This is a genomic window from Nocardioides sp. LMS-CY (assembly GCF_018732145.1).
GTDB lineage: Bacteria > Actinomycetota > Actinomycetes > Propionibacteriales > Nocardioidaceae > Nocardioides > Nocardioides soli.
On the sequence record NZ_CP076104.1, the window covers coordinates 2,240,017 to 2,266,646 of the forward strand.

Genomic DNA, 26,630 nt, shown 5'->3' on the forward strand with positions numbered 1-26,630 from the left:
AGTGGTGTGGTCTGGCTCAGACCTTGAACTTCTTGGTGGTCTTGGCCGCGGCCACGTCGGCGTTGCCGGCGTACTTCAGCTGCGCCTTGTACTTGCCGCGCTTGACCTTCTTGACGGTGACCTTGGCCTTGCCCTTGGCGTTGACCTTGGCGGTGACCTTCTTCTTGGTCTTGCCCTTGAGGGTGACGGTCACCTTGCCGGCGGGGGAGACACCGTCGCTGGTCTTCACGGTGACGGTGATCGTGACCTTCTTGGCGACCTTCTTGCTCTTGCCCTTGACCTTGACCTTGGCCTTGACCTTGCTGTCGGCCTTCGTCTTCGGCTCCGGCAGCGGCGGCTGGACGACGGCGACCGCGGTGACCGGCCCGACCTGGTTCGAGGCCGACGTGATCGTCTTGCCACCGCGGGTCGCGGTGCTGCGGTAGCTGATCGTCTTCCCGACCAGCGCCTGGTCGAGGGCCAGCGTGGTGCCGGTCTGGCCGCTGATCGGGTCGGCACCGGCGTACCACTGGCCGGTGGCGGCCGCGTCCGGGGTCAGCGAGAACGTCGCCGGCGCAGCGGTGAGGGTCTGCCCGACCTGGGGGGTGCCCGTGACGGCCGGCTTGGACACCTCCCGGAACTCGGTGACGACGACGACGGCGTGCTTCTCACCCATGGCGATCGCCGCGAGGGGCTGGCCGGGCAAGTCGGCGGGAATGTTGTTCTTGAGCTCGTTCACGGAGCCCCAGGAGTAGACGGCGCCGTCCTCGGTGATCGCGCCGGCGTTCGCGTAGAGGTCCAGACCGATGACCTTCTTGCCGGCGAAGTCGGGCAGATCTGCCGGGGGTGCGGGACCCCACACCCTGATGGTGCCGTCCTCCAGCACGACGCCGTTCGCAGTGCTGCCGGTGGCGATCTGGGTGACCTTCTTGCCGCCGAAGTCCGGCACGTCGTTGAACGCGGCGAAGAAGGGGTGGGCCCACGTCTCGATCGTTCCGTCGGCCCGCAGCGCCATCACCGAGAACAGCCCGGCGGAGACGTCCACCAGGTCGGTCAGGCCACTGGGGGGTGCGAAGTCGGGAGGCGTACCCCACACGGCGAGCGTGCCGTCGGTGCGGACCGCGTATCCGGTGCCGATCGCCACCGAGATGGCCTTGGCCCGCAGGTCACTGGGAACGTCGACCAGGTCGGGGGTCGGCCCCCAAGCGGTGACCTTGCCGTCCGCGTGCAGCACGGCTCCGTGGCCACCCGAGAGAGCGACGGACACCGCGTCGGTGACGTCCGTCGGCGCCTCGACGACCTCGCCGGCGTCGCTCGCGCCCCACGCCCGCATCTGGCCGTCGGCGGTCACGACGGCGGTGGCCTGGTTGGTGGCCGCGACGCTGACGACCGGCCCGGGCAGGTCGCCGGGCACCGTCAGGGCGGGGCCCGCCAGGGGGTCGGCCGAGGTGCCCCAGGCGACCACCTTCCCGGCCTTGGCCGGGGCGAGCACGGGGTCGGCCTGGGCGGTGCCGGCTAACCCGACGGCAAGGGTGCCAGCCACCGCGGTGGCCAGCAGGGTGCGCAATCTCATCGTTCGTTCTCCCACGATCAGTGGAGGTAGTGCCTCCGGGGCTGGGTGGGCCAGATAGTGCTGGCCGCAGCCGCTGTGCGCCACCGATTCGGCCACTGGGAGGACAGGAATCGGCCAAAGTTGTGATGCCGCTCATAACGAATCGTCGTGAGACGACGTCGACGGTGGTCCGGCGACGGTCGTGAGGCCACCGGTCTGGCCCACCCCGGCCGGGAGTTGTCATGCGCATGACTACTTCCGCCGACCGTCCCCAGTTGCGACTTGCGAGCGCCATGACCCTGGCCCCGACCATGTGGCCGCCGGGTGCCACGAGGGCGCCCGGCGGCACATCCACGTGGATCAACACCGATACCCAGGAGAGCCCTTTCATGAGATTCCGCAAGCTGCTCGCCGTCGTCGGCGCCGCCACGGTCGCCGGCGTGCTGGCGCCGATCCCGCCCGCCGACGCCACCACCCCGCTCGCCATCGGCCAGGTGCTGGTCGGCGGCAGCGCCGCCGACACCGGCTACGACCTCGACGGCGTGCTCGAGGAGGCCGGCGTCCACATGCAGACGCTGTTCGGCAACGGCGAGCTCGGCTGCGTCGGGGGGACCGCAGCCGGCCGGGTCAACGGCGGCACTACGGGCGTCCGGCCCGCCCCGGCCTTCACCTTCGACGAGCTCAGCCTCGACTGCGACTCCTTCATCCCCGGCACCACGGTCGACATGGACCTCTCCGGCTGCGACGTCGAGGTGACGATGGACGACCACGACGTCCACGCCGGCCTCGGCGACACCGGCCCCGGCTCCGTCGCCGGCCTCGCCGACCTGACCGGCAGCGGCGGCGAGCCTTGCGTGCGGGTCACCACCAACAGCGGCTGCACGCTGTGGATCGGCGGCGCCGTCGACGCCGAGTTCCACGAGGCGGCCACGCCGGTAGACGGCGTCGACCACCAGGAGCTCAGGCTGGTCGGCACGGGTCTCACGGTCGCGGGCGGCGCCCAGGCTCCCACGGGTTGCCTGGGCATCGTCAGCGCCGGTGCCGGCCTCGACCTCGACGTGACCTTCGATGTGCGCGTGTCCGGCGCCACCTTCCGGGCCGTCGACTTCGCTCCGGACGCGAACGCCACCGCTTCGCACGGTCCCGTCGCCGGGGTCGCGGTGGGGGGCAGCGATGCCGACGCCGACTACGACCTCCATGCTGTGCTCACGAGCGGCGGCATGCGCATGCAGACCTTCCAGGGCTACCTCGACCTAGGCTGCTCGAGCGGCACTATCGACGGTGAGGTGCACGGTGGGGGCACCGCCGATCCGGCCTTCACTCTCGATGACCTCAACCTCAGCTGCGTTTCCTTCTACCCGAGCTGGAGCGCGAACGTCTGGCGCATCACCGGCTGCGACGTCGACGTGGACATGAACGACGACCTCGTCCACAACGGCCTCAGCGACACCGGTTACAAGGCGTCCCACGACCCCGACTTCGTCTCCGGCGTGGCCCACCTGAGTGACGGCACCGGCAGGGCCTGCGTCGAGGTCAATGCGCCGGGTGGTCCGTGCCACCTGTGGGTCGGTGGCAGCGTCGCCGTGGAGTTCCACGAGGCAGTTCGGCCCGGCGGCGCCCAGGAGCTGAGGCTAGTCGGCAGTGGCCTCGCGGTCTCGGGCAACCCGGCCGCCCCTAGTTGGTGTTTTGGCCACGTCAGCACCGGGAACGCGATCACCCTCGACCTCACCTTCGACGTCACGTCGGACGGACCGATCGACTTCCGGCCGGCGCCCTGACCCACGACCCAGCCGGTGGCCCGGCGACCAGTCGGTCGCCGGGTCACCGGCCAGTTGTCATCGGGGTGACAACTATGCGGGGATCGTCGGACGGAGTTGCCGGTTCCGGTTGCTGTGAGGGGCGTCACCGGGGAGGGTTCCGGTGTGCAGAGAAGCAGACTCCTCCGTCGCGCGTGCTGGGCGGCCGCGCTGTGCGCGGCGATGGTCCTCGGTGCCCAGTCGTCGCGCGCCGACGAGTGGTACCCGGGGCTCCCGGACCCCGACGGCACCACCGGTTCGTCCTGGGGCGGCGCGTCGCAGGGCGGCATCTCCTACGCGAAGCGGGCCAAGCAGTGGTTCCGAAGCCCCGATGGGATGGTCACCTTCACCGCGGCGCTCATCTACGAACCAAGGGAGCCAGATTCTTGGAGCTACGGCGCCTTCGGAGAGGCCTACATCGTCTCGCCGAACGGAGCGCCGGAGAACTACGGGTACATGGCGCCGATCACGGTCCGCTCGGTCGGCTTCGGCCTCATGCCGGTCGAGGCCACCGTGCAGATCAGCCAGCGGCGGGAGAACGGCTACCCCATCCCTCTGACCACGACGCTCAGAGGCACAGATTACTACGAGCCGGGTATCCAAGACCCCGTCCGTCAAGTAGCAAGTGAGACAGTGGTCGAGGACGCCTTCAACATCCAGATCCTCCAGGTGCGGGTGGACGGGGTCGACCTGGATCTCTCGGGCGACTGCCGAACGGTCACGCCGGCGCCTATGCGTGTCGTCGGACCTAGCTACACGATTCCGTTTCCTCGTTCATACCTCGACGAGTCAGGTCGTGCTGACATCAAGTTGTGGTTCCGGTCGCAGGACCCGTCCACCTTCTTCAGCCCCCTTTATGGCGGCGAGCTGACTGGCACCATCACCATCCCTCCCTTCACCGGATGTACCACCGCCTCGGGTGATGATCTCTCGAAGCTGATGACGCTGTCCGTCTCCGGGCCCGACAACCCGGTCTCGGCCCGGGTGGGCTGGCCTTGTGTCGTGCCGAAGGAGGGCACCGAGTGGCCGCTCGCCCCGGGACAGGCCACGCCCGGCTCCACGATCGAGGACGCGCACCCCACGTCGACGGGCAATGACGGATTGCAGGACGTGCGCGGCTGCAACGGAACCAAGAAGTTCGTCTACCCCGAGCGGACCGGCGACTGAGGTGACCCGGCCCGCCCCTAGTCCCTCTCTTTCCGAGATCGCTGACGCGCACCGTCCCTAGCGCGTTCAGCCACGAGAAGTGCCCCGGCTCCGACGGGCCGGGACCCAACCACGAACCCAGGAGGCCCGCCGTGGGCGGATCCGTCGAAGTGATCGGACTCAGCAAGACGTACGGTCGCCAGAACATCTGGCACGACGTCACGCTGACCCTGCCGCCCGGTGAGATCACCGCGATGATGGGGCCGTCGGGCACCGGCAAGTCGGTCTTCCTCAAGTCACTGATCGGGCTCACCAAGCCCGAGCACGGGCAGGTGCTCATCGACGGGGTCGACATGGTCTCGGCGCGGGAGTCGCGGCGGCTCGAGCTGCGCAAGAAGTTCGGCGTGCTCTTCCAGGACGGCGCGCTCTTCGGCTCCATGAGCGTCTACGACAACGTCGCGTTCCCGCTGCGCGAGCACACCAAGCTCAAGGAGTCGAAGATCCGCGACGTCGTGCTGGAGAAGCTCGACATGGTCGGCCTGGTCGGCCAGGAGCACAAGCTGCCCGGCGAGATCTCCGGCGGCATGAAGAAGCGCGCCGGCCTGGCCCGGTCGCTGGTCACCGACCCCGAGATCATCCTCGTCGACGAGCCCGACTCGGGCCTTGACCCGGTGCGTACGTCGAACCTGGCCGAGCTGCTGATCGAGGTCAACGCGGCCACCGACGCGACCATGCTGATCGTCACCCACAACATCGAGCTGGCCCGCACCCTGCCCGACAACCTGGGCATGCTCTATCGTCGCGAGCTGGTGATGTTCGGGCCCCGCGAGGACTTCCTGATGACCGACCACCCGGTGGTCAGCCAGTTCATGAGCGGCGACCCCGACGGCCCGATCGGGATGAGCGAGGAGGCCGACCACAAGCGCACCGACCCGATCGGCTACGAGGGCGGGGGCTACCCCGGTTCCACGATGGTGCACGCCGGCGCCCGGGCCATCGAGGTGCTGCCGCGCCAGCTGGCGCCGCGCTCCGGGGCGGTCCGCGCCAGCGCCGAGCGCCACCGGGCCCGGGTCAGCTCGGGCGCCGCGTCCCTGTACATCGCCGACGACGAGGAGAATGACCGAGCGCGGGCCATCCCCAAGCCCGGTCTCCCGGCCCGGGCGCTGACCGCGACCGGCAGTCTCTTCGCCCTCGGGCTCGACACGATCAGGGCCGGCTTCCGCCGGCCCTTCTCGTGGGCCGAGACCCTCCAGCAGTTCTGGTTCGTGGTCAGCGTGTCGTGGGTGCCCGCGATGCTGATCTCGATCCCGCTCGGCGCGGTGATCGCGCTCCAGCTCGGCACCCTGACCCAGCAGATCGGGGCCCAGTCCATGACCGGCGCCGCGAGTGTCCTGGCGGTGGTGCAGCAAGCCGCACCCATGGTGACCACCCTGGTGATCGCCGGGGCGGGCGGTGCCGCGATCTGCGCCGAGATCGGATCCCGCACCATCCGCGACGAGATCGACGCGATGCGGGTGATGGGGCTCGACCCCGTGCAGCGCCTCGTGGTGCCGCGGGTGCTCGCCTGCGTGATCGGCGCCGTGCTGCTCAACGGCCTGGTCTCGGTGGTCGGCGTGCTCGGCGGCTACTTCTTCAACGTGATCCTGCAGGGCGGCACCCCCGGCGCCTACCTCTCCAGCTTCACCGCGCTGGCCCAGATCTCCGACCTGTGGGTCGGCGAGATCAAGGCCGTGATCTTCGGGTTCCTCGCCGGCGTGGTCGCCTGCTACCGGGGTCTGAACACCGCGCCCGGCCCCAAGGGTGTCGGCGACTCGGTGAACCAGTCCGTGGTGATCACCTTCCTGCTGCTCTTCTTCGTCAACTTCGTCCTCACCGCGTTGTACCTGACGCTGGTGCCTATGAAGGGGTCCTGACGTGGCCGACAACCCCACTCTCAGCTTTCCTCCGATGGCCGCCCCCGCGCGGCCGAAGTACACCAGCCGGCTCTCCGCGGGCGCCCCGCGACTGCTGCGGCGTCCGCTGGACAAGCTCGCGCAGCTCGGCGCCGACATGCGCTTCTACGTGCAGGTGCTGCTGCACATCCCCGGCACCCTGCGGCACTACCCCAAGGAGGTGCTGCGGCTGCTCTCGGAGGTCAGTTTCGGCTCCGGTGCCCTGGCCGTGATCGGCGGCACCATCGGCGTGATGCTCGGGCTGACCCTCTCGGTCGGCTTCGTGGTCGGCATGCAGGGCTACGCCGCGCTCGACCAGATCGGTGCCTCGGCCCTCAACGGCTTCATCTCCGCCTACTTCAACACCCGCGAGGTGGCGCCCATGGTCGCCGCCCTGGCCCTCTCGGCCACCGTCGGCGCCGGGTTCACCGCGCAGCTGGGCGCGATGCGGATCAACGAGGAGGTCGACGCGCTCAGCGCGATGGCCGTCTCGCCGGTGCCCTACCTGATCACCACCCGGGTGATCGCCGGCTTCGTGGCGATCATCCCGCTCTACGTGATCGGGCTGCTCACCTCCTACGCCGGCGCACGGTTCGTCACCGTCTACATCTACGGGCAGTCGGCCGGCACCTACGACCACTACTTCAACCTGTTCCTGCCGCCCGTCGACATCATGCTGTCCTTCGTCAAGGTGCTGATCTTCTCGGTGATGATCATCATGGTGCACTGCCGGATGGGCTACCAGGCCACCGGCGGACCGGCCGGGGTCGGCGTGGCCGTGGGCCGCGCCGTACGCCGCAGCCTGGTCGCGGTCGCGATGCTGGACCTGATCCTCTCGATGGCCCTGTGGGGCGCGGCCACGACGGTGAGGATCGCGGGATGAGCCGCCCCTTCCTGAACCTGGGCCAACTCCGAGACGTGCTGCTCGGCGTGCTCACCCTGTCGCTGCTGGCCGGCGGCCTCGTGGTGGCCTACCTGTCCTACAACCGGGTGCTGGTGCCGCACCGCGACGTGATCCTGCAGACCAACGTGGTCGGCAACGCGCTCCAGGTCGGCTCCGACGTCAAGCTCAACGGCGTCCCGGTGGGTTCGGTGTCCGAGATCTCCGCCACCGACGAGGGCGCCGACCTGCGGCTGGCGCTGGACCCCGCGACGCTGGACAAGGTGCCCGACAACGTGGTCGCCCGGCTGCTGCCCAAGACCATGTTCGGCGAGCGGTACGTCGCGCTGGTGGTGCCGCCGCAGCCCAGCAGCACGACCCTGCAGGCCGGCGACGTGATCCACCAGGACGCCTCGGCCGAGGCCGCCGAGCTGCAGCAGGTGCTCGACTCCCTGCTGCCCGTGCTCACCGCGATCCAGCCGGAGAAGCTCTCGGCCATGCTCAGCGAGTTCTCCGACATGCTCCGCGGCCAGGGCAAGGAGATCGGCGACACGATGGTCGAGTGGTCGCGCTACGTGGCCAAGCTCAACCCGAAGGTGCCGCAGATGACCGAGGACCTGGAGCGGCTGGCCCGGGTCGCGGACGAGTGGAACGTCGCCGTCCCCGACCTGGTCGACGCGCTGAGCACGATGACCACCAGCTCGCAGACGCTGGTCGACGAGCAGGCCCGGCTGCGCGACGTCTACGCCAGCGTGATCAGCTCGGCCGACACCACCCGCGGCTGGATCAGCGACAACCACGACACCATCGTGGTGCTCTCCAAGGAGAGCAAGGCCGCCCTGAGGGCCACGTCCCCCTACGCCTCGCAGTTCCCCTGCCTGTTCAAGGCGGTGGCGAACTTCAAGCCGCGCATGGACGACGCGCTGGGCGCGGGCACCGACGAGCCCGGCATGCACGGCGTGCTCACCGTGATGCCGGCCCGCAGCAAGTACCTCGCCGGCGTCGACGACATCGAGTACACCCAGGGCAACCCGCCGCCGCGGTGCCCCTACGTGACCGGTGAGGTCGGCACCGAGGCGGCCAGGCGGAGCGCCGACACCAGCGCGGCCCGGATGGCGGCCTGGCCGCAGGTGCCGGTCGGCGACGACGCCACCGACGCCTCCACCGGCGAGCCCGCCCAGATCGGTCCGCCGCCGGGCGACAACGCGCAGTCCTACATGCGGGCGCTGGCCGGGCTCGGCGAGGCGAACTCGCCGGGGGAGAACCAGCTGATCGCCGAGCTGGTCGCGCCCACCCAGGGGATGGCGCCGAGCGAGTACCCGCGCTGGAACAGCCTCCTGCTCGGGCCGACCCTCCGCAACACCAAGGTGGTGCTGAAATGAGTAGGGATGCCAACCACGGCCCGCTGTGGATCATCGCGATCAAGAGCCTGGTCTTCACGATCATCACGGTGACGGCGACCGGGATCCTGGCCACCACCATCCGCAACAGCTCGGCGGGGGAAGCCCAGGAGTACACCGCGATCTTCAGCGACGCGACCAGCGTCAACCGCGGCGACGACGTCCGGATCGCCGGGGTCAAGGTCGGCACCGTGCGGGACGTGTCGGTCACCGACAACCGGCTGGCCAAGGTGACCTTCACGATCCGCAAGGGCGTGCGCGTCGATGCGGGCGCGGTGATCCAGCTGAAGTTCCGCAACCTCGTCGGGCAGCGCTACCTGGCCGTGGAGCAGCCGCCCCGGGCCGGCGCCGGCAGCGACATCCAGCCCGCGAGCGCTTCCACCGAGGCCGCGATCAAGCCCGGCCACACCTTCGGCCTCGACGAGACCCGGCCCGCGCTGGACCTGACCGTGCTCTTCAACGGCTTCCGGCCGCTGCTGCGGATGCTCGACCCCGACGACGTCAACAAGCTCAGCGAGCAGATCATCGCGGTGTTCCAGGGCGAGGGCGCCACCGTCGACGGGCTGCTGCAGAGCACCGCGAGCCTGACCTCGACGCTGGCCGAGAAGGACCAGGTGATCGGCGAGCTGATCACCAGCCTGAACGGCGTGATGACCACCGTCAACGAGCGCTCCGGGCAGCTCGACACGATGCTGGTCTCGATGCAGGAGCTGGTCTCGGGGCTCTCCCAGGATCGCGCCTCGATCGGCGCCTCCATCGAGGGCATGGGCGAGCTGACCTCCCGGGTCGCCGACCTGATGCACGACATCCGGCCGCCGCTGCGCAAGTCGATCACCCACGTGGGCGTGCTCTCGGCGAACCTCGACAAGCACAGCGACCAGGTCGACAGCTTCCTGAAGAAGCTGCCGATCAAGCTCGACCGCATCGGCCGGACCGCCAGCTACGGCTCGTGGCTCAACTTCTACATGTGCTCCATGGACGGACGGATCCCGATGGCCGAGGGCTACATGGGTGATCTCGGTGTGCAGCCGGTCGCCGGGAGGTGTCGCTGATGCCTCGGTTCCCACGCGCGTTCGCCGAACGCAACCGGGTGGTGCTGGCGCTGGCCGGCCTGCTCGTCATGGGGGTGGCCTTCCTGGCTGCGATGAACATGAGCGGCCTGCCGATCATCGGTGACGGCAAGGTCTACCAGGCGGTCTTCACCGAGGCCGGCGGCCTGCGCCCCGGCAACGAGGTCCGGGTGGCCGGCGTCCGGGTCGGCGAGGTCACCGACGTGCGGCTCGACGGCAACCAGGTCGTGGTCAGCTTCCAGGCCAAGGGCGTGGACCTGCACGACGAGACGACCGCGGCGATCAAGGTCAAGACGATGCTCGGGCAGAAGTTCGTCGCCCTCGACCCGCTCGGCACCGGCTCGCTCGACGGGCCCATCCCGCTGGCGCGCACCACCACGCCGTACGACGTGAACGCCGCCGTGTCCGACATGGCCAGCACCTTCGGCGAGATCGACACCGTCAAGCTCGAGGCCAGCTTCGACGCGTTGGCCGACGCGTTCGAGGACACCCCGGAGTCGGTGCAGCGGATGGTTGCCGGCCTGACCGACCTGTCCCGGACCATCTCCTCGCGCGACACCGAGCTGGACCGGCTCCTGACGGCCACCGACGGTGTCACCGGCACCCTCGCCAGCCGCAACACCGAGCTGGCGGCACTCATCAACGACGGCTCGGACCTGCTCGGCGAGCTGCAGAAGCGTCGCAAGGCGGTGCACGCGCTCTTCGTCGGCAGCTCCGAGCTCGGCGAGCAGCTGCGCGGCCTGGTCGAGGACAACGAGGAGACCCTCGCGCCGGCGCTGCGCAAGCTCGACCGGGTCAGCGCGATCCTCAACGACAACCAGAAGAACCTCGACCAGGCCCTGGCGAAGCTCGGCCCCTACTACCGGATGCTGGGCTCGGCCCTCGGCAACGGGCGCTGGGTGGACGCCTACCTGTGCGGTCTCTTCGACCAGAACAACGAGCCGGTGCTGGAGAACGACGTGGTCCGCAACTGCTACCCCGGAGGTGCCTCATGAGTCACGCCCTGCGCCGTGGCCTGGTGACCGCGCTGGTGGTCACCATGGTGGTGGCCGGCGCGCTCGGGGCGCGGATGATGCTGCGCACCGAGCCGATCACGGTGGTCGCGCTCTTCGACTCCACCGTGGGTCTCTACCCCGGGTCGGACGTGCAGGTGCTCGGCGTACCCGTCGGCAAGGTCACCGTGGTGAGCGCCGAGGGCGAGAGCGTGCGGGTCACCATGGAGATCGACGCGGACCAGCCGATCGCCGCCGACACCAAGGCCGTGATCATCGCACCGACCATGGTCAGCGACCGGTTCGTGCAGATGACCGAGCCCTGGGTCGAGGGCTCCGGCGCCAAGCTGAGCAGCGGCACCGTCATCGCGCGCAAGGACACCGCGGTGCCCGTCGAGATCGACGACCTGTACGCCGGGCTGAAGGACATGGCCGAGGCCCTCGGCCCCCGCGGCGCCAACCGCAACGGCGCCCTGACCCGGCTGCTCGAGGTGGGCGCCGACAACCTCGACGGGCAGGGCGAGAACCTGAACACGATGATCCGCGAGTTCGGCAAGGCCAGCGCGACCCTGTCGAACGTGGACGACAGCTTCTTCTCCATGCTGGCCAACCTCGACCAGCTCAACCAGATGCTGGTGGCCAACGACAGCGCGGTGCTGAAGGTGAGCAACCAGTTCGCCGACGTGGCCGGTTACCTGGCCGACGACCGCGACGACATGGGCCGGATGGCCAAGAACCTGGCCGGCGCGATGGCGGTGCTCGACGACTTCATCGAGGAGAACCGCGCCAACCTCCGCTCCAGCGTGAAGCAGCTGGTGCCGACGGCCAAGGCGCTGAAGAAGCAGCAGCAGTCGCTCGACGAGATGATCAAGCTGGCGCCGCTGCTGCTGCACAACCTCAGCGACGCCTACGTGCCCGAGCAGAACGTGATCGCCGGCCGCGGCAACGTCAACGAGGTCTCCCTGTGGTCGACCGACGGCCTGACCGCCCAGACCTCGCGCAAGGCCCCGCCGACGATGCTGGGCGGCGCGGGCGAGGAGGGACGCCGATGAGCTCCCGCCGTCGTACCTTCCGGCGCCGGCCGGTCGTGACCCTCGCGTTGGCCCTGACGATGGGCCTGGCGCTGCTGCTGTCCGGGTGCAGCCTGGGCAAGGACCTCTACAACACCCCGCTGCCCGGTGGCGCCGACGTCGGCGACCACCCGCTGGAGATCACCGCGGACTTCGACGACGTCGTCGACCTGGTGCCGCAGAGCAGCGTCAAGGTGGAGAACATCGCGGTCGGCCGGGTCGCCTCGATCGAGCTCAACCCCGACGGGCGCACCGCCCGGGCCACCCTGCTGGTGCGCGGCGACGTCGTACTCCCGAAGGGCACCACGGCCCGGCTGCAGCAGACCTCGCTGCTGGGCGAGAAGTACGTCGCGCTGATCCGGCCCGTCAAGTCGACCTCGGGCCCGGCGCTGACGTCGGGCGCCAACATCCCGATCGCCGACACCAGCCAGGTGGCCGAGATCGAGCAGGTGCTCGGCGCGCTGTCGCTGGTGGTCAACGGCGGCGGCATCGCCAAGTTCCGCGACATCTCGCGCGAGCTGCAGCAGGTCTCCGCCGGCCGGCCCGGCGAGATCCGGGGCTTCCTGCGCAACATGGAGGCATTCATGGCCAACCTCGATGCGCGCAAGGGCGCGATCACCGACGCGCTCGACTCCATGGCCACCCTCTCCGCGACGCTGGACCGCGACAAGGACAAGATCGCGGAGGCGCTGGAGGGGCTGAGCCCCGGCATGCAGGTGCTGACCGAGCAGCGCACCCAGCTGGTCAAGATGCTGCAGGCCCTGGACAAGCTCGGGCAGGTCAGCATCCGGACCCTGGACGCGTCCCAGAAGGACATGGTCAAGGACATGGAGCTGCTCGAGCCGATCCTGCGCGAGCTGGCCGCGTCGGGCGCCGCCCTGCCGAACTCGCTGGAGCTGCTGCTCACCTACCCGTTCCCGGACTCGGTGCTCGACGCGATCAAGGGTGACTACATGAACGTGTTCGTGACCGCGAACTACGCCTCGCTGCCCGACACCTGCACGGGCATGGGGTGCCCCTGGCCGCAGTACCCCGACACCGGGACGCTGCCGCCTGTCGACCCCTTCGCCGGCAGCTCGGGCTCCGGCGTCCAGCAGGGCGCAGCCGCCCGGCGCGGTGAGAAGAAGGCGAGCCCGTCCTCGTCGCCGAGCGCCAGCGGCTCGTCGTCGCCGAGTGCGAGCGGGTCGGGCTCGCCGAGCCCGTCGGGCAGCGCCTCGACGGACGGTGCGACGGACTCCGCCAAGCCGCCGACGTCGGTCTCGCCCACGCCCAGCCTGCTGCCGCCCACCGACTCGGCGCTGCCGGGTCTGCCGCAGCCGTCGGTGCAGGTGCCCAGCCAGAGCGCGAGCTCGTCCGCGTCGTCGTCCGCACCATCGTCGGCAGCGTCGTCCGCAGGGGAGGAGGGCTGATGCTCACCTGGATGACGAAGGGCAAGGTGCTCGTCTTCGTAGTGGTCGCCGTGTGCACCACGACGTTCCTGGCGGTGCACTATGTCGGCCTGGACCGCTACATCGGCGGCTACCGGGTCACGGTCTACATGCCGAACGCAGGCGGCCTCTTCGAGGGCTCCGAGGTCACCTACCGCGGGGTGCCGGTCGGCCTGGTGGAGTCGCTGGACGCCGACCAGGACGGTGCCCAGGCCGAGGTCCGGATCAGCCGGGGCGCGCCGCCGATCCCGGCCCAGGTGCAGGGCAGGGTGGTGGACCGCTCCGCCATCGGCGAGCAGTACCTCGACCTGCGTGGCGGCTCGACCGACGGCAAGACGCTGGAGGAGGGCTCGGAGCTGACGCTCACCGCCGCCGACCTGCCGCCCTCGATCGACGGCCTGCTGCGCAGCAGCCGGGACCTGCTCGACTCGATCCCGTCGGACGCGCTGAACACCGTGATCGACGAGACGTACGAGTTCACCCGCGGCAACGGCGAGAACATGGCCCGCCTGCTGAAGACCTCCACCGAGTTCGCGAAGACCGCCGACCGCAACTTCCTGACGACGGTCAGCCTGATCGACAACTCCGGCCGGGTGCTGGCGACGCAGGAGGCCGCGGCTTCGAGCTTCCAGAGCTTCAGCAAGGACCTGAACCTGCTGGCGCACTCGCTCGCGGAGCAGGACAAGGACTGGCGCCGCCTGGTGCAGCAGACCCCCGCCGCGGCCCGTGAGCTGGACAAGCTGTTCGGCACGGTCGGCGCGCCGCTCGGCGAGCTGATGAGCAACCTGATCTCGACCGCAGAGGTCTTCGGCACCAACGCCGACGGGGTCAAGGAGACCATGATCCGGCTGCCCGAGGGCATCTCGATCACCTACGCGGTGATGACCAGCAAGGGCATGCAGTCCGGTCTGCAGCTGTCCTTCTTCAACCCGCTGCCGTGTGTCGCGGGCTACGAGGGAACCGAGATGCGTCAGGGCACCGACACCAGCCCGGGCAAGCCGTTCAACACGAAGGCCGGCTGCACCGCCGACCCGTCCTCTGGTATCAACGTGCGGGGCCCGCAGGCGGTCCTGGGCGGCGGCGACAAGGAGAAGAAGAACGTGCGCACCACCGCGCTGAGCTCGGCTGAGAGCCTGGAGGACCTCATGGGCGGCAGGCCGTGAGCGATGTGCCCGAGGAGCCGAACGAGCCGAACGAGCCGAACCTGCCGGACGAGCCGGAGGACTCGAACGACGCGGACTCGCCGGATCAGTCGCACGAGTCGGGTCTGCCCGGCGAGGACGACGGGGCGCCGCCGGCGTCCCGGCGGCCCCGCGTGGGCGGGCTCGCGTGGCTGCTCCTGGCGATCTCGGTGGTGGCGGTCGTCGTAGCGTTCCTGGCCTGGCGCGACGCCGACGGCGACCCGGACCGGGATCGTGCCGCGCTGCGCGACAGCGCGGTGATCGAGGGCACCGCCGCGGTCGAGACGATGACCTCGATGGACCACCGCGACGTCGAGGGAGGGATCAAGGCCTGGCAGGCCGTGTCCACCGGCGTGATGCACGACCAGCTGCTCGCGGTCGGCGACGACGAGCAGCAGATGCTCGCCGACCAGGGCAAGATCGCCACCGGTCGCGTCGTCCAGGCAGCGCTCACCGATCTCACCGACCGGTCCGCGACGCTGATCGTCGCGGTCGAGGTCACCGTGCGTGACGACGAAGGGACCGAGGAGCCGGCCGTGAAGCGCAACCGGTTCTCCGCCGACCTGGTGCGGGTCGACGGGGAGTGGAAGATCGAGAACCTGCAGCAAGTGGCGGTGGGACTGTGAAGGCGCGGGCGGCCCGGCTGCTGCGCAGCGTGGCGACGCTCCGCGGGCTGGTGGTCGGACTGGCGGTCGCGCTGCTGGTGGTCGCGGCCGTACTGGTCTGGCAGACCCAGACCCTGAAGACCGACCCGGCCCTGGAGAACCGGGCCATGCTGGACAAGTCGATCCAGGAGGGCATGGTCGCCGACGTGTCGCGCGGCCTGACCCAGGTGCTGAGCTACGACTACTCCCAGCCCGACGCAACCCGGGCCTTCGCCGACCAGGTGCTGGAGGGCCAGGCCCGCGAGGAGTACGACACCCTGTTCGCCAGCCTCCAGGAGCGGGCCCCCGGCCAGAAGCTCACCCTGACCGCGCAGGTGCAGGTCGCCGGGGTCGAGGAGCTCACCGACGACAAGGCCACCCTGCTGGTCTTCGTCGACCAGAAGAGCCTCCGCAAGAAGGACCAGGAGGCCTCGGTCTCCGCGGCGCAGCTGGCGGTCACGGCGGAGCGCTCCGGCGACACCTGGGTGATCACCGGCCTGAAGCCGCTCTGATCGCAGCCCGTCGCGCCTCAACCACCGTGTGGGGAGGGCCGCCGGGCTTGACGGTGGTTGAGGTGTGAGGGCCGCCAGGCCCGAGCCTCGAAACCCGGTGAGCGCTCGGGGTGGTTTCGAGGCTCCTCGCTGGCGCTCGTCGCACCTCAACCGCCGTGGCAGGCGGTGGTTGAGGTGTGAAGGCGCGCCAGCGCCTGAGCCTCGAAACCCCTGTGGGGACGGTCGGTGGTTTCGAGGCTCCTCGCTGGCGCTCGTCGCACCTCAACCGCCGTGGCAGGCGGTGGTTGAGGTGCGAGGGCCGCCAGGCCCGAGCCTCGAAACCACCCCAGCGACCCGACCGGAGCAGAGCGACCAATCTCACCCTGGATACCCAACATATTTGGCGGTCTCCGAGGCTGATGACCGACAGGGTGAGCGCGTGTCGGAGAGGAGAGTTGCGCGCAACTACGAGGACGCCGCCAGGCTACTGGGTCGCAAGGTGAGGGCCGCTCGGGAGGCCCGCGGATTCAGCCAGGACGAGCTGGCCGGCCGCACCGGCATCAGCCGCAACCAGATCCAGAACATCGAGCACTGCCGCAACAACACGCGTGATCCGGTGACCGGCCGTCCCGGGCCCGGCAACCCCCGGCTCGACACGATCTTCATCCTCGCCGAGGTCCTCGACATCGACGTCACCTACCTCGTCGACCCGACCCAGGCTGCCCCCGAGCCGGAGCCGGAGCCTGACTCCGAGCCCGAGTCTCCGGACGCTCCGGCCTGAGCTGCGCACCGCTCGATTGGCCAAACAGGTATGGCGGCCCGTCGGTGGGGTCACCGGCAGGGTGGGTGCATGTCGGCCAGGAGCATCGCCCACGCCTCCGGCGAGGTCGCGAGGTTACTCGGACTCAAGGTGCGGGCGGCCCGCGAGGCCCTGGGACTCAGCCAGGACGAGCTCGCCGGCCGCACCGGCCTCAGCCGCAACCAGATCCAGAACATCGAGCACTGCCGCAACAACGCCCGCGACCCGGTCACCGGTCGCCACGGGCCGGGCAACCCCCGGCTCGACACGATCATCGTCCTCGCCCAGGCGCTGCACATCGAGGCCGCCTACCTCGTTGATGCTGCCCGGCCGATCCCCGAGGCCGCCGGTCCCGAGCAGGGCGCACGGCAGGGGTGACGGCGTCGCCGGGCCGGTCGTTCGCTGCGCGTGATCGCATGTAACGCCGGGTTACTCGCTGTTCCCACCATGCTGCAACCTGGTGGGAACAGCCGATAACCCGGCGTTACATGCGACATCGGCCCCAGCGGCATGGTGTCGACCGGCGCCGAGCGGCCGGCTGGCAGGATTGCCGCGTGATCGACCTGCGCTCCGACACCCTCACCAAGCCCACCGACGAGATGCGCGCCGCGATGGCCCGGGCGGAGGTGGGTGACGACGTGTACGGCGAGGACCCGACGGTGATCCGGTTGGAGGAGCGGGTCGCGGGACTGTTCGGTCACGAGGCGGCGCTGTTCACCCCGACCGGCTCGATGGCCAACGTGCTCGCCGTACGCTCCCTCGTCGCCGCCGGTCAGGAGGTGCTCTGCGAGGCGAGCGCCCACATCGCTCGTGCCGAGCTGGGTGCACACGGCGCCTACACCGGCCTGACGATGCGGACCTGGATCCACCCGCGGGGCCAGGTCGACCTGCCGACGATCCGGTCGATCTTCGCGCCCGACATGGGCCCGTTCTTCGTGGCGACCACCGCGATCTCGGTCGAGAACACGCACAACTTCGCCGGGGGAGCGGTGCTGCCGCTCCAGGATCTCCGCGACCTGCGCGAGTACGCCACCGGTGTGGGGGTCGGCGTCCACATGGACGGCGCGCGCATCTGGAACGCGCACGTCGCGACCGGCACGCCGCTCGTCGAGTACGGCGCGGTCGCCGACGTGCTGGCGGTCTGCCTGTCCAAGGGACTCGGCGCGCCGGTCGGCTCGCTCATGGTCGGCAGCCGCGACGCCATCGCCGAGGCGCGGGTATGGCGCAAGCGGATGGGCGGCGGGATGCGACAGGCGGGCATCCTGGCCGCCGCCGGACTGCACGCGCTCGACCACCACGTCGAGCGGCTCGCCGACGACCACGCCCACGCCCGGGTGCTCGCCGAGGCCTGCGGCGTCGACCCGGCGACCGTCGACACCAACATCGTGGTCGCGCAGCGCTCCGACGCCGCGGCGTTCGTGGCAGCCGCTGCGGAACAGGGTGTGCTGGTCTCCGCGGTCGGCCCCACCGCCGTCCGCCTGGTGACCCATCTCGACGTCAGCCGCGACGACGCCGAGAAGGCCGCCGCGGTGCTCGCCCGGCTTTAGGCGCGGCGCCTCGTCGCCCCGGGAGGGGATGCTTCATCAAGGGATGACGGTGGGGTGGCGGCTCCCCAGGTGAGTTCAGCCAGGGATGCGCGGCTCGGCCCTCATCCCTTGGTGAAACGCCCGCCCGCCCGCCGCGCCCCGAGCCACCCGCAACCAGCCTCACCCGGCCGGCACCACGACGCGGAACGTGCTGCCCCGGCCGAGCTCGCTCTCGAGGGAGATCGTGCCGCCATGAGCGGCGACGATCGACTTGACGATGTTGAGGCCGAGTCCGGTGCCGGAGATCTGTCGCTCGACGACCTTCCCGCCGCGGAAGAACGGGTCGCAGACGAGGTCGACCTCGTCGGGCGGGATGCCGATTCCGGTGTCGGCCACGTCGAGCTCGATCGCCCCGCCGACCCGGCGCAGCGAGACCGTCACGGCGTCGCCGCGCTCGCTGTACTTCACGGCGTTCGAGACGAGGTTGTCGACGACCTGGCGCATCCGGCTGCCGTCGACGACGGCGACCAGCCGGTCGGGCGCGTCGGCGCGCAGGCTCACCCCGCTCTGCCGGGCCATCGGAGCCGAGGTCTCGACCGCCTCGCGCACGAGCGCGGTCAGATCGGTCGCCGTCCGGGTCAGCACCAGGTGGCCGGCGCCGGCGCGGGCCACGTCGAGCACGTCGGAGACCAGGGCCAGCAGCCGCTGGGTGTTGCGTTGCGCGATCTCGATCTGGCCGGCCGCGTCCACGGGCAGGTCGGTCCGATCGGAGAGCAGCTCGAGGTAGCCGAGCACGGTCGTCAGCGGGGTGCGCAGCTCGTGCGACACCGACGACACGAACTGGTCCTTCACGCGCATCGCCCGCATCAGGTCGGTGATCTCTTGGTAGGCGAGGGCGGCGCCGAGGTGCTCGCCCGCCGGCCCGCGCACCTGCCGGGCGGAGGCGGAGAACGCCGCGCGGTCGCCCGGGTCGTCGCCGACCCAGTAGGTGTAGTCGTCGAACTCCTCGCCACGGGCCGCGCGGTACGACGGCATGTCCTCGCTGGTCATCAGCCGCCCGTCGGGGAGGTACACGTGCCCGAGCTGGCCGGCCTCGCCCGCGTGCCCCTCGGGGAAGGGCAGCTGCATGGTCTCCTGGTGCCGCCGGTTCATCCGCTCGTAGCGGCCGTCCTGGTCGATGAGCAGCAGCCCGACGTTCACGGTGTCGAAGATCGCCGAGAGCGCCTGGCGCTCGTGCTGGAGCTCCTCGTTGGTCTCGCGCAGCCGCTGCTCGTACTCGTGCTGCTCGCTCACGTCGAGGATCTGCGAGACGAAGTGCAGCGGCTCGCCGCCGGCGTCGCGCACCAGCGCGACGGAGAGATCGCCCCACACCGGGTGCCCGTCGGAGTGCAGGTAGCGCTTGCGCAGTCGGTACGAGTCGATCACGCCGTTCAGTGCCAACTCGAAGTGCTCCAGGTCGGTGTCGAGGTCCTCAGGGTGGGTGATCTCCTGGAAGCCCCGCTGGGACAGCTCCTCGGCGTCGTAGCCCAGCATCTCGCACAGCGCGTGGTTGACCATCAGCAGGCGCCCGTCGAGGCCGACCAGCGTCATCCCGACCGGCGAGTACTGCAGGGTCAGGCGCCACAGCTCCCCGCCGTCCGACGCCACCTCCATCCGGCCCTCCCTTGCCCGAGACCTTCCCCGAGACCTTGCCCGAGACCTTGCGCGATACCCGTGCGCGAGGCCGTATGGATCACGGTAGGGCACGACCGCGGGAGTGCGGGGCACGATGATCGTGCCCGCTCGGCGGCGTTCATGGTGACGTAGAGTCATCGGGTGACCGATGCTGTGGCGTCCCGAGACGAGACACCCGGCATCGTCCGGACCCTCGACGTCGCCGCCAAGGCCGGGCTCCTCCTGCTGCTCTGGGTGGCCATCACCTATCCCGACCTCGGGCATCTGCGCGGCAAGGGCGCGATGGCGCGAGCGATCGGCTACCCGCTGCTGGCCTTCGCCCTGCCCCTGGCCTGGACGGCGTGGTGGCGCGGCCGCGCGTCGTACCCGTGGCTGGCGGACCTGCTGGTGACGCTGACCTGCTTCAGCGACGTGCTGGGCAACCGGCTGAACCTCTACGACACGATCCGCTGGTTCGACGACCTGATGCACCTGCTGAACACCGGCATCCTGGCCGCAGCGTTCGTGCTGCTGACCCTCCCGCGGACCGCGGGACTCGGCGAGACCATCGAGCGCGCGCTCGCCTTCGGGGTGACCGCGGCCGTGGCGTGGGAGGTCGCGGAGTACATCGCCTTCCTGCGGATCGCGGGCAAGCACATTGAGGCGTACGCCGACACGCTCGGCGACCTGACGCTCGGGACGATCGGGGTGCTGATCGCGGCCGTGGTCGTCCACGCGCTGCGCCGGCGCGACATCCTGGTCGACGAGCCGATGCCGTGGCGCGGCCGGCTAGCTGGTGCCCACCAGTGACAGGTCGCTGATCGCGGTGAAGTCGCGCGCGGACGGCCCGCTGCCCGGCTTCGACACGGCGAGCAGCCGGAGCGTGACCGTGGTCGTCGAGACGTCGACGTCGACCGACTGGACGCCCGTGCTGTCGCCGAGCTCCTGGGTGACGGTGGTGCCGTCGTCGAAGGCCCACTCGACCTGCTCGATGCGCCGGTTGCCGTGGTACCAGTCCCGGTCGGCCGCCGACTTCGCGTAGCCGTTGATCAGTCCCACCGACCTCAGCCGGGACTCCTCGGCCAGCGTCACGACGATCTCGGCACCGGTGCCGTCGCCGGGCATCCGCCACGCGGTCTCGGGGACGCCGTCGAGCATGTTCTCGCCGTCGTAGGCGACCGGCTTGCCGTCGACGTCCTGCCCGGGCTCGGCCGTGGCCGGCACGCTCACCGACGCCGCCGACGCGAGGTTGCCCACGCCGCCGCCCCCGCCGTCGCCCGTGTCGCTCGTGGCACCCGACGCGGGCTCCTCGACGGTCGACGACGGGTCGTCGCCGCCGACGACCAGCAGGACGCCGACCATCGCGACCAGCAGCAGCACGGCGGCGCCGGCCACCCACAGCCCCCACGGCCGGCGCCGGTGGCTCGCGGGAGGAGCCACCGGCTCGGCGTGCATCGTCTGCTCGGCGGGGTCGGCCTCGTCGGCGTACAGCGGGAACCGGGCCGGTGGAGGTGGGGTCCAGGCCGGTGGTGGCGGCTCGTCCGGCGGAGGCGTGGCCGGGGCGACCCGAGGCCGCTCGGCGGTGTCGGTGCGCCACGTCGGCTCGGCGCCGACGGGGTGACCGCAGTTGGTGCAGTAACGCCCGACGCCGAGCTCGTAGCCGCACTTGGCGCAGTGATCCATCGCTCTCCTCCGGGCTCGTGGCCCGGGCGCCAGGTTAGACGACGGGTCGGACAGGAGTCAGACCGCGGGCATGGGCGCCTGCGCGGCCACGCGGCCGACCAGCGCGGGCAGCCGGCGTACCGCCTGGGCCAGCTCGCGCAGCTCGGCGCCCTCCAGCGCCTGCGGTCCGTCGCACAGGGCGACCTCGGGCTGGGGGTGCACGTCGACGATCACGCCGTCGGCGCCGACCGCGATCGCCGCCCGGGACAGCGGGACGACCAGATCCTTGCGGCCGGCCGCGTGTGACGGGTCCACGATGACCGGCAGGTGGCTGGCGGCCTGCACGATCGGCACCGCGGAGATGTCGAGGGTGTTGCGGGTGGCCGGCTCGAAGGTGCGGATGCCGCGCTCGCACAGGACGATGTCGAGGTTGCCGCGCTGGGCGATGTACTCCGCCGCCATCAGCCACTCCTCGATGGTCGCGGTCATGCCGCGCTTGAGCAGCACCGGCCGGCCGGACTCGCCGGCGGCCTGGAGCAGCCCGAAGTTCGCCATGTTGCGGGTGCCGATCTGGAGCATGTCGGCGTACTCCGCCACCACGCCGACGTCGCGCGCGTCGACGACCTCGGTCACGATCGGCAGGCCGGTCGCCTCCCGCACGTCGGCGAGGATCTCGAGGCCCTTCACGCCGAGGCCCTGGAAGGCGTACGGCGAGGTGCGCGGCTTGTAGGCGCCGCCGCGCAGGATCGTCGCGCCGGCCGACCGCGCCATCTGGGCGGCCTCCAGCGTCTGCTGGGGCGACTCGACGGCGCACGGGCCGGCGATGAACGTGACCGTCTCGGGGCCGATCGGCACCTGCCGGCCGGGCCGCCCGACCCAGACCGTCGACCGGTCGTGGTGGTGCTGGCGGCTGACGAGCTTGTACGGGTCGGAGATGCGGTGCACGTCGGCGACACCCGGCAGCGTGCGCAGGTTCAGGTGGTGGAAGGAGTCGATGTCTCCGACCAACCCGATGATCGTGCGGACGACGCCCTTGCTGACGTTGGCCTCCCCGCCGACACTCTCGACGCGGGCGACGACGCGGGCGATGTCCTCGTCGGTGGCATCGGGGGACATCACGACGACCATGCTGGTTCTCTTTCTCGATGAGCGGCCACGTCGTCGGGGCCAGAGATGCGCAACGCCCCGCGGGTGGCCGGGGCGTTTGGTGTGCTGGCTGCCTACATCGGGACGGCCCGCACGGGTGCTCCCGGCAGGTGTCCGAAGAAATAGGTCGCGGCCATGTCGAGGAGCGTAGACGACCCTCCCCGGGCCGGGCCGCTGGTTTTCGGCATGCGGACGGGGCCGGGAGGTTCAAGTCTCGCCCCCTGTGCCGACCCGAGATCAGACCGCGATGTGGGGCACCTCGCCCTCGACCTTGCGCCGCGGACCGATCTCCACGATCAGCATCGCCGCGAGCACGAGGACGCCGCCGGTGAGCATCCGCAGCGTCAGCGACTCGCCGCCGAACAGCACCGCGAAGAGCGCCGCGAACACCGGCTCCATGCTCATCACGATCGCCGCCCGCGTCGCGGTCAGGTGTGCCTGGGCCCAGGTCTGGGCGAGCAGCGCGAGGGCGGCCGGGAAGACGGCCATGTAGACGACCGACAGCCAGTCCCGGCCGGTGTCGGGCAGCACGATCCCGTGCGGCGCGCTGGCGACCAGGCAGATCACCGCGACCACCACGACCTGGAGGATCGACATGCCGAGGGCGTCGCGGGCGTTCGACCAGGCGCCGAGCCCGACGATGTGCAGCGCGTAGAGCAGCGCGGCCAGGAACGTGATCGCCTCGCCGTACCCGATCGAGAGCCCGTCGAGCGAGAGCACCGCCAGGCCGCAGAAGGCGAGGAGCACCGCGAGCCAGGTGGTCCGGGTGATCCGGTTGTGCAGCAGTACGGCGGCGAAGAGCGGCGTCGCCACGACGTACATGCCCGTGATGAATCCGGACACGCTCGCCGGCGTGTGCGCGAGCCCCGCGGTCTGCAGGATCTGCGCGACGCCGTAGAGCGCACCGAGCACTATCGCCTGGCGGCGGGTCGCGGGGGAGAGCCGCAGCAGCGCCTTCGGGGCGACCACGAGCAGCAGGACGGCCGCGATCGAGAACCGCAGCGCGAGGAAGTCGACCGTCGGGATCCGGTCGAGCAGGTCGCGGATCAGGAAGAACGTGCTGCCCCAGCAGGCCGTCACACTCAGCAGCGCCGCGGTGGCCAGCAGGGTCGTACGACGGCTCTGGGTCACGGCGCGGCCTGCGCGCGCAGCCGCTTGAGCAGCGGGATGTCGCGGTTGTCCGCGGTGCGTGAGTCCGGCGTCTCGAGAATGAAGGGCACCCCCTCGGTGGCCGGGTGCGCGAAGAGCTCGGCGAAGGCGCCCTCGCCGATGTGGCCCTCGCCGATGCGCTGGTGGCGGTCCTTGAACGCGCCGCGCACGTCCATCGAGTCGTTCGCGTGGATCAGCCGCAGCCGGCCCGGGCCGCCGATCTCGACGACGCGGTCGACGGTAGCGGTGGTGCCGCCGGGCTCGTCGAGCGGCGCGCCGGCCGCGAACACGTGGCAGGTGTCGAGGCAGATGCCGGCCTTGGGGTGGTGGTCGAGCGCGTCGAGGTACGGCGCGAGGTCCTCGACGCCCGCGCACAGCGAACGCCCCTGCCCCGCGGTCGGCTCGAGCAGCAGCCACGGCGCGTCGTCGGCCGCCACGGCGTCCAGCATCGGGAGCAGCGCCTCGCGCACCTGGGCCATCGCCGCGTCGTACCGCGCCGTGCTGTCGCCCTCGCTCGGGTCGACGAAGGAGCCGGTGTGCACCACGACGCCCTCGGCGCCGATCTCGGCGGCCCGCTTGAGGTTGTGGGCGACCGAGGCCACCGAACGCTCGTACGTCGTGGGCGTCGGCGAGCCGAGGTTGACCAGGTAGGGGGCGTGGATGAAGACCCGGGTGCTCCGCTCGGCCATGAGGTCGCGGAACCGCGTGTCCTCGGCGGGCTTGCCCTCGGTGAGCGCCCAGCCGCGCGGGTTGCCCACGAAGACCTGGAACGTCTCGCAGCCGACCAGGTCGGCGTTCGCGACGGCGCCGTCGACGAGGCCCTTGCCGACCAGGACGTGGGTGCCGATCGGGTTGCGGCGTACCGGATCGAGAGGGGTGGGGGCGGACACCGGCACAACCTACCGGCGGCCGTGGGGCGAACCAGCGCCGGCTCAGATCAGCGACAGGGTGATCGTGGTGCCGGGCGGCACCATCTCGCCCGCCCCGGGGGACTGCGACCACACGAAGCCGAGGCCGAGCGACCCCGCGGCGTCCTCGGTCCGGACGTCGAAGCCGAGGCCCTCGAGCTTCTCGCGGGCCGCGTCGACGCCCGCGCCGCGCACCGACGGCACCTCGACCAGCTCGGGACCCTTGGACACCACGAACGACACCTGGTCGCCGCGGTGGACGGTCGTGCCGCCCTGGGGGTCCATCGAGATGACGGCGCCGTCGGGGACGTCGTTCGAGTACTCCTCACTGGCGACCTTGCCGGTGAGGCCCTTCTTCTCGAGCCACTCCATGGCCTTGTCGACGCTCTTGCCGACCCAGTCCTTGAGGTCGACCGGCTTCGGCCCCTTGCTGACCACGAGGTCGACGGGGGAGTCGGGGCGCAGCGTCGTCCCGGCCTTGGGGTCGCTGCTGATCACCTCGCCGGCCGGCACGGTGTCCGACCACTTCTCGATCGACCTGCCGTAGCCGAGGTGGGTGGCGAGCAGCGCGTCCTGCGCGGCGTCCTCGGACCTGCCCTTGAGCTTGGGTACGTCGTAGCGCTCCTTGCCCAGCGAGATCACGACCGAGACGGTGCCGCCGTCGAGCACCTTCGCGCCCGGCTCGGGGTCGGTGGAGACGACCCGGCCGGCCGCAACCGTCTCGGAGTAGGCCTCGTCGCCGAACTCGGCCGCCAGCCCGGCCGACTCGAGCGCGTCCTGCGCACCGCTCTGGGTCATCCCGAGCACGCCCGGGGTGGTCGTGTAGCGCCCGTCGATGAGCCACCACGCCGCCGTGCCGCCGCCGATCACCAGCAGCAGCGCGACGATCAGGAGCAGGGGTCCCTTGCGGGAGCGTCGGCGACCGGGCGGTCGGGCGCCGTCCGCGCCGGGCGGCTGTGCGCGTCCCGCGGGCGGCACGGGCGGCGTCGTCCGGGTGGGGGGCGCGGCTGGTGTCGGCTGCGGGTCGAGGGTGCGTAGCGGCGCGGTCAGGTCGGCGTCGGCGACGGCCGGGATGGTCGCGAGCACGTGTCCGGGCTGGAAGGGTCCGCCGAGCGGATCGGGGGCGGTGTCCTCCGTGGTCGGCGCCTCGGCCGCCTCGAGCCTGGCCCGCAGCGGGGTGAGGTCCGTGGTCAGGTCCGGGTCGTCGACGACCCCCTCGGCGAGCGCGTGGCTGACCCGGTGCACCTGGTGGAGCAGCACGGCCGCGTCGGCCGGCCGGAGCTCGCGGTCGCGGGCGGTGGCGCGGGCCACCAGTGCGTCGACGTACGCCGGGATACCCGGCACGGTCGCCGACGGGGCCGGCACATCCTCGTGGACGTGGCGGTAGGCGACCTGGATCGGCGTCTCGCCCTCGTGGGGCTTGGCGCCGGTGAGCATCTCGAACAGCACGACGCCGGCGGCGTACACGTCGGCGCGGGCGTCGGCGCGGCCGTTGACCACGAGCTCGGGTGCCAGGTAGGAGACGGTGCCGATCAGCACGCCGCCGGTCGCGGTGTGCTGGGTGTCGGCGCTGACCGCCTTGGCCAGGCCGAAGTCGGCGACCTTGACCCGCCCATCGTCGGCGATCAGGACGTTCTCGGGCTTGATGTCGCGGTGGATGAGGCCGGCCCGGTGGGCGGTGGCGAGCGCGGAGAGCACGGGCTCGAGAAGCGCCAGCGCCTTCGCAGGCGGCATCGGGCTCTCCTTGCGGATGACGTCGCGCAGCGTGTGGCCGGACACCAGCTCCATCGCCAGGAAGACGGTGCCGTGGTCGTCGCCCTGGTCGTAGACGGCGACGACGTTCGGGTGGGAAAGGCGTGCGGCGGCCCGGGCCTCGCGCACGAAGCGCTCGGCGAACTCGTTGTCGTCGCCGAGCCCGGGGTGCATCACCTTGACCGCGACGGTGCGGTCGAGGCGGATGTCGGTGGCCTCGTAGACACTGGCCATGCCGCCGCGGGCGATGCGCGAGCCGATCCGGTAGCGGCCGTCGAGCACCCGCCCGGTCAGGGGGTCGGCGGCAGCGCCGGCGCCACCCGCGCGGGCGCGCCGGTCGTCGTGCCGGTCTTGCTGCACAGCGACCCTCCTGGGACCGGACGGGGAAGGGTCCGGAGCCTCAATCGTACGGACGGTCCCCGTTGCCCGCCTGTTGGGCGGCGGCCCGGCGTGGCGTGGAGCGGCCGGGATGCGGG

Annotated in this window: 23 protein-coding genes; 16 read left to right on the top strand and 7 right to left on the bottom strand. The window is 70.9% G+C overall.

All coding sequences use genetic code 11. The features are described 5' to 3' along the window. Window positions 1–16: 16 nt before the first annotated feature. Window positions 17–1,552 carry an Ig-like domain repeat protein gene (locus KM427_RS10860; protein ID WP_215527187.1) on the bottom strand — a complete coding sequence of 512 codons (1,536 nt, stop codon included), beginning with the start codon at window positions 1,550–1,552 and terminating at the stop codon, window positions 17–19. A gap of 368 nt (window positions 1,553–1,920) precedes the next feature. Here KM427_RS10860 and KM427_RS10865 point away from each other — a divergent pair, with 368 nt between their 5' ends. The 15 genes from KM427_RS10865 to KM427_RS10940 all read left to right on the top strand — a co-directional run bounded on the left by KM427_RS10865 (window position 1,921) and on the right by KM427_RS10940 (window position 17,905). Continuing rightward, window positions 1,921–3,309 (top strand): hypothetical protein, encoded by a 1,389-nt coding sequence (locus KM427_RS10865; protein WP_215527188.1) that lies wholly within the window; start codon window positions 1,921–1,923, stop codon window positions 3,307–3,309. 201 nt (window positions 3,310–3,510) lie between these two features. Then, window positions 3,511–4,494 (top strand): hypothetical protein, encoded by a 984-nt coding sequence (locus tag KM427_RS10870; RefSeq protein WP_215527189.1) that lies wholly within the window; start codon window positions 3,511–3,513, stop codon window positions 4,492–4,494. A gap of 131 nt (window positions 4,495–4,625) precedes the next feature. Next, window positions 4,626–6,386 (top strand): ABC transporter permease, encoded by a 1,761-nt coding sequence (locus KM427_RS25900; RefSeq protein WP_502887153.1) that lies wholly within the window; start codon window positions 4,626–4,628, stop codon window positions 6,384–6,386. Between the two features lie 34 nt (window positions 6,387–6,420). After that, window positions 6,421–7,287: an MlaE family ABC transporter permease gene (locus KM427_RS10885; RefSeq protein WP_252275271.1), complete on the top strand. Its 867-nt coding sequence runs from the start codon at window positions 6,421–6,423 to the stop codon at window positions 7,285–7,287. Then, window positions 7,284–8,666, top strand: a complete 1,383-nt coding sequence (locus KM427_RS10890; protein WP_215527190.1) for an MCE family protein — start codon at window positions 7,284–7,286, stop codon at window positions 8,664–8,666. The genes KM427_RS10885 and KM427_RS10890 overlap by 4 nt, the downstream gene beginning before the upstream one ends. Next, window positions 8,663–9,736: an MCE family protein gene (locus KM427_RS10895; RefSeq protein ID WP_215527191.1), complete on the top strand. Its 1,074-nt coding sequence runs from the start codon at window positions 8,663–8,665 to the stop codon at window positions 9,734–9,736. The genes KM427_RS10890 and KM427_RS10895 overlap by 4 nt, the downstream gene beginning before the upstream one ends. Further along, the gene (locus tag KM427_RS10900) at window positions 9,736–10,749 is read left to right on the top strand and encodes an MCE family protein (protein ID WP_252275273.1); all 1,014 of its coding nucleotides are present in this window, start codon (window positions 9,736–9,738) and stop codon (window positions 10,747–10,749) included. Before KM427_RS10895 ends, KM427_RS10900 begins: the two co-directional genes overlap by 1 nt. After that, a complete protein-coding gene (locus KM427_RS10905; protein ID WP_215527192.1) occupies window positions 10,746–11,798 on the top strand; it encodes an MCE family protein in 1,053 nt (350 codons plus the stop codon). The genes KM427_RS10900 and KM427_RS10905 overlap by 4 nt, the downstream gene beginning before the upstream one ends. Continuing rightward, window positions 11,795–13,225: an MCE family protein gene (locus KM427_RS10910; RefSeq protein WP_215527193.1), complete on the top strand. Its 1,431-nt coding sequence runs from the start codon at window positions 11,795–11,797 to the stop codon at window positions 13,223–13,225. The genes KM427_RS10905 and KM427_RS10910 overlap by 4 nt, the downstream gene beginning before the upstream one ends. Continuing rightward, window positions 13,225–14,406 carry an MlaD family protein gene (locus KM427_RS10915; RefSeq protein WP_215527194.1) on the top strand — a complete coding sequence of 394 codons (1,182 nt, stop codon included), beginning with the start codon at window positions 13,225–13,227 and terminating at the stop codon, window positions 14,404–14,406. Before KM427_RS10910 ends, KM427_RS10915 begins: the two co-directional genes overlap by 1 nt. Continuing rightward, window positions 14,403–15,050 carry a hypothetical protein gene (locus KM427_RS10920; protein WP_215527195.1) on the top strand — a complete coding sequence of 216 codons (648 nt, stop codon included), beginning with the start codon at window positions 14,403–14,405 and terminating at the stop codon, window positions 15,048–15,050. Before KM427_RS10915 ends, KM427_RS10920 begins: the two co-directional genes overlap by 4 nt. After that, a complete protein-coding gene (locus KM427_RS10925) occupies window positions 15,047–15,580 on the top strand; it encodes a hypothetical protein (RefSeq protein ID WP_215527196.1) in 534 nt (177 codons plus the stop codon). Before KM427_RS10920 ends, KM427_RS10925 begins: the two co-directional genes overlap by 4 nt. Window positions 15,581–15,998: 418 nt before the next feature. Further along, on the top strand, window positions 15,999–16,340 hold the full coding sequence (locus KM427_RS10930; RefSeq protein ID WP_215527197.1) for a helix-turn-helix domain-containing protein: 342 nt from the start codon (window positions 15,999–16,001) through the stop codon (window positions 16,338–16,340). Window positions 16,341–16,409: 69 nt separating this feature from the next. After that, the gene (locus tag KM427_RS10935; protein WP_215527198.1) at window positions 16,410–16,736 is read left to right on the top strand and encodes a helix-turn-helix domain-containing protein; all 327 of its coding nucleotides are present in this window, start codon (window positions 16,410–16,412) and stop codon (window positions 16,734–16,736) included. A 176-nt stretch (window positions 16,737–16,912) separates the two neighbouring features. Beyond that, on the top strand, window positions 16,913–17,905 hold the full coding sequence (locus KM427_RS10940; protein ID WP_183590403.1) for a threonine aldolase family protein: 993 nt from the start codon (window positions 16,913–16,915) through the stop codon (window positions 17,903–17,905). A 159-nt stretch (window positions 17,906–18,064) separates the two neighbouring features. On the opposite strand, the gene KM427_RS10945 is transcribed toward KM427_RS10940, so the two are convergent. Continuing rightward, on the bottom strand, window positions 18,065–19,537 hold the full coding sequence (locus KM427_RS10945; RefSeq protein WP_215527199.1) for a PAS domain-containing sensor histidine kinase: 1,473 nt from the start codon (window positions 19,535–19,537) through the stop codon (window positions 18,065–18,067). A 162-nt stretch (window positions 19,538–19,699) separates the two neighbouring features. Between KM427_RS10945 and KM427_RS10950 the strand changes: the two genes are divergently transcribed. After that, a complete protein-coding gene (locus KM427_RS10950; protein WP_183590401.1) occupies window positions 19,700–20,347 on the top strand; it encodes a DUF2238 domain-containing protein in 648 nt (215 codons plus the stop codon). Here KM427_RS10950 and KM427_RS10955 read toward each other — a convergent pair. From KM427_RS10955 to pknB, 5 genes are all read right to left on the bottom strand, one after another. Continuing rightward, a complete protein-coding gene (locus tag KM427_RS10955) occupies window positions 20,327–21,220 on the bottom strand; it encodes an NADase-type glycan-binding domain-containing protein (RefSeq protein WP_215527200.1) in 894 nt (297 codons plus the stop codon). The two genes, KM427_RS10950 and KM427_RS10955, sit on opposite strands and share 21 nt — an antisense overlap. A 57-nt stretch (window positions 21,221–21,277) precedes the next feature. Beyond that, window positions 21,278–22,315, bottom strand: a complete 1,038-nt coding sequence (gene aroF, locus KM427_RS10960) for a 3-deoxy-7-phosphoheptulonate synthase (RefSeq protein WP_246390062.1) — start codon at window positions 22,313–22,315, stop codon at window positions 21,278–21,280. A 267-nt stretch (window positions 22,316–22,582) separates the two neighbouring features. Next, the gene (locus KM427_RS10965) at window positions 22,583–23,476 is read right to left on the bottom strand and encodes a DMT family transporter (RefSeq protein WP_215527201.1); all 894 of its coding nucleotides are present in this window, start codon (window positions 23,474–23,476) and stop codon (window positions 22,583–22,585) included. Next, window positions 23,473–24,384 carry a deoxyribonuclease IV gene (locus tag KM427_RS10970; protein WP_215527202.1) on the bottom strand — a complete coding sequence of 304 codons (912 nt, stop codon included), beginning with the start codon at window positions 24,382–24,384 and terminating at the stop codon, window positions 23,473–23,475. Before KM427_RS10970 ends, KM427_RS10965 begins: the two co-directional genes overlap by 4 nt. A 42-nt stretch (window positions 24,385–24,426) precedes the next feature. Then, window positions 24,427–26,514: a Stk1 family PASTA domain-containing Ser/Thr kinase gene (pknB, locus tag KM427_RS10975; RefSeq protein ID WP_252275275.1), complete on the bottom strand. Its 2,088-nt coding sequence runs from the start codon at window positions 26,512–26,514 to the stop codon at window positions 24,427–24,429. Window positions 26,515–26,630 lie beyond the last annotated feature (116 nt).

Excerpts from the sequence above, each read along its gene's own strand:
- KM427_RS10860 (WP_215527187.1), bottom strand. The coding sequence starts at position 1,552 with ATGAGATTGCGCACCCTGCTGGCCACCGCGGTGGCTGGCACCCTTGCC.
- KM427_RS10865 (WP_215527188.1), top strand. The coding sequence starts at position 1,921 with ATGAGATTCCGCAAGCTGCTCGCCGTCGTCGGCGCCGCCACGGTCGCC.
- KM427_RS10870 (WP_215527189.1), top strand. The coding sequence starts at position 3,511 with ATGGTCCTCGGTGCCCAGTCGTCGCGCGCCGACGAGTGGTACCCGGGG.
- KM427_RS10885 (WP_252275271.1), top strand. The coding sequence starts at position 6,421 with ATGGCCGCCCCCGCGCGGCCGAAGTACACCAGCCGGCTCTCCGCGGGC.
- KM427_RS10890 (WP_215527190.1), top strand. The coding sequence starts at position 7,284 with ATGAGCCGCCCCTTCCTGAACCTGGGCCAACTCCGAGACGTGCTGCTC.
- KM427_RS10895 (WP_215527191.1), top strand. The coding sequence starts at position 8,663 with ATGAGTAGGGATGCCAACCACGGCCCGCTGTGGATCATCGCGATCAAG.
- KM427_RS10900 (WP_252275273.1), top strand. The coding sequence starts at position 9,736 with ATGCCTCGGTTCCCACGCGCGTTCGCCGAACGCAACCGGGTGGTGCTG.
- KM427_RS10905 (WP_215527192.1), top strand. The coding sequence starts at position 10,746 with ATGAGTCACGCCCTGCGCCGTGGCCTGGTGACCGCGCTGGTGGTCACC.
- KM427_RS10910 (WP_215527193.1), top strand. The coding sequence starts at position 11,795 with ATGAGCTCCCGCCGTCGTACCTTCCGGCGCCGGCCGGTCGTGACCCTC.
- KM427_RS10915 (WP_215527194.1), top strand. The coding sequence starts at position 13,225 with ATGCTCACCTGGATGACGAAGGGCAAGGTGCTCGTCTTCGTAGTGGTC.
- KM427_RS10935 (WP_215527198.1), top strand. The coding sequence starts at position 16,410 with ATGTCGGCCAGGAGCATCGCCCACGCCTCCGGCGAGGTCGCGAGGTTA.
- KM427_RS10945 (WP_215527199.1), bottom strand. The coding sequence starts at position 19,537 with ATGGAGGTGGCGTCGGACGGCGGGGAGCTGTGGCGCCTGACCCTGCAG.
- KM427_RS10955 (WP_215527200.1), bottom strand. The coding sequence starts at position 21,220 with ATGGATCACTGCGCCAAGTGCGGCTACGAGCTCGGCGTCGGGCGTTAC.
- aroF (WP_246390062.1), bottom strand. The coding sequence starts at position 22,315 with ATGTCCCCCGATGCCACCGACGAGGACATCGCCCGCGTCGTCGCCCGC.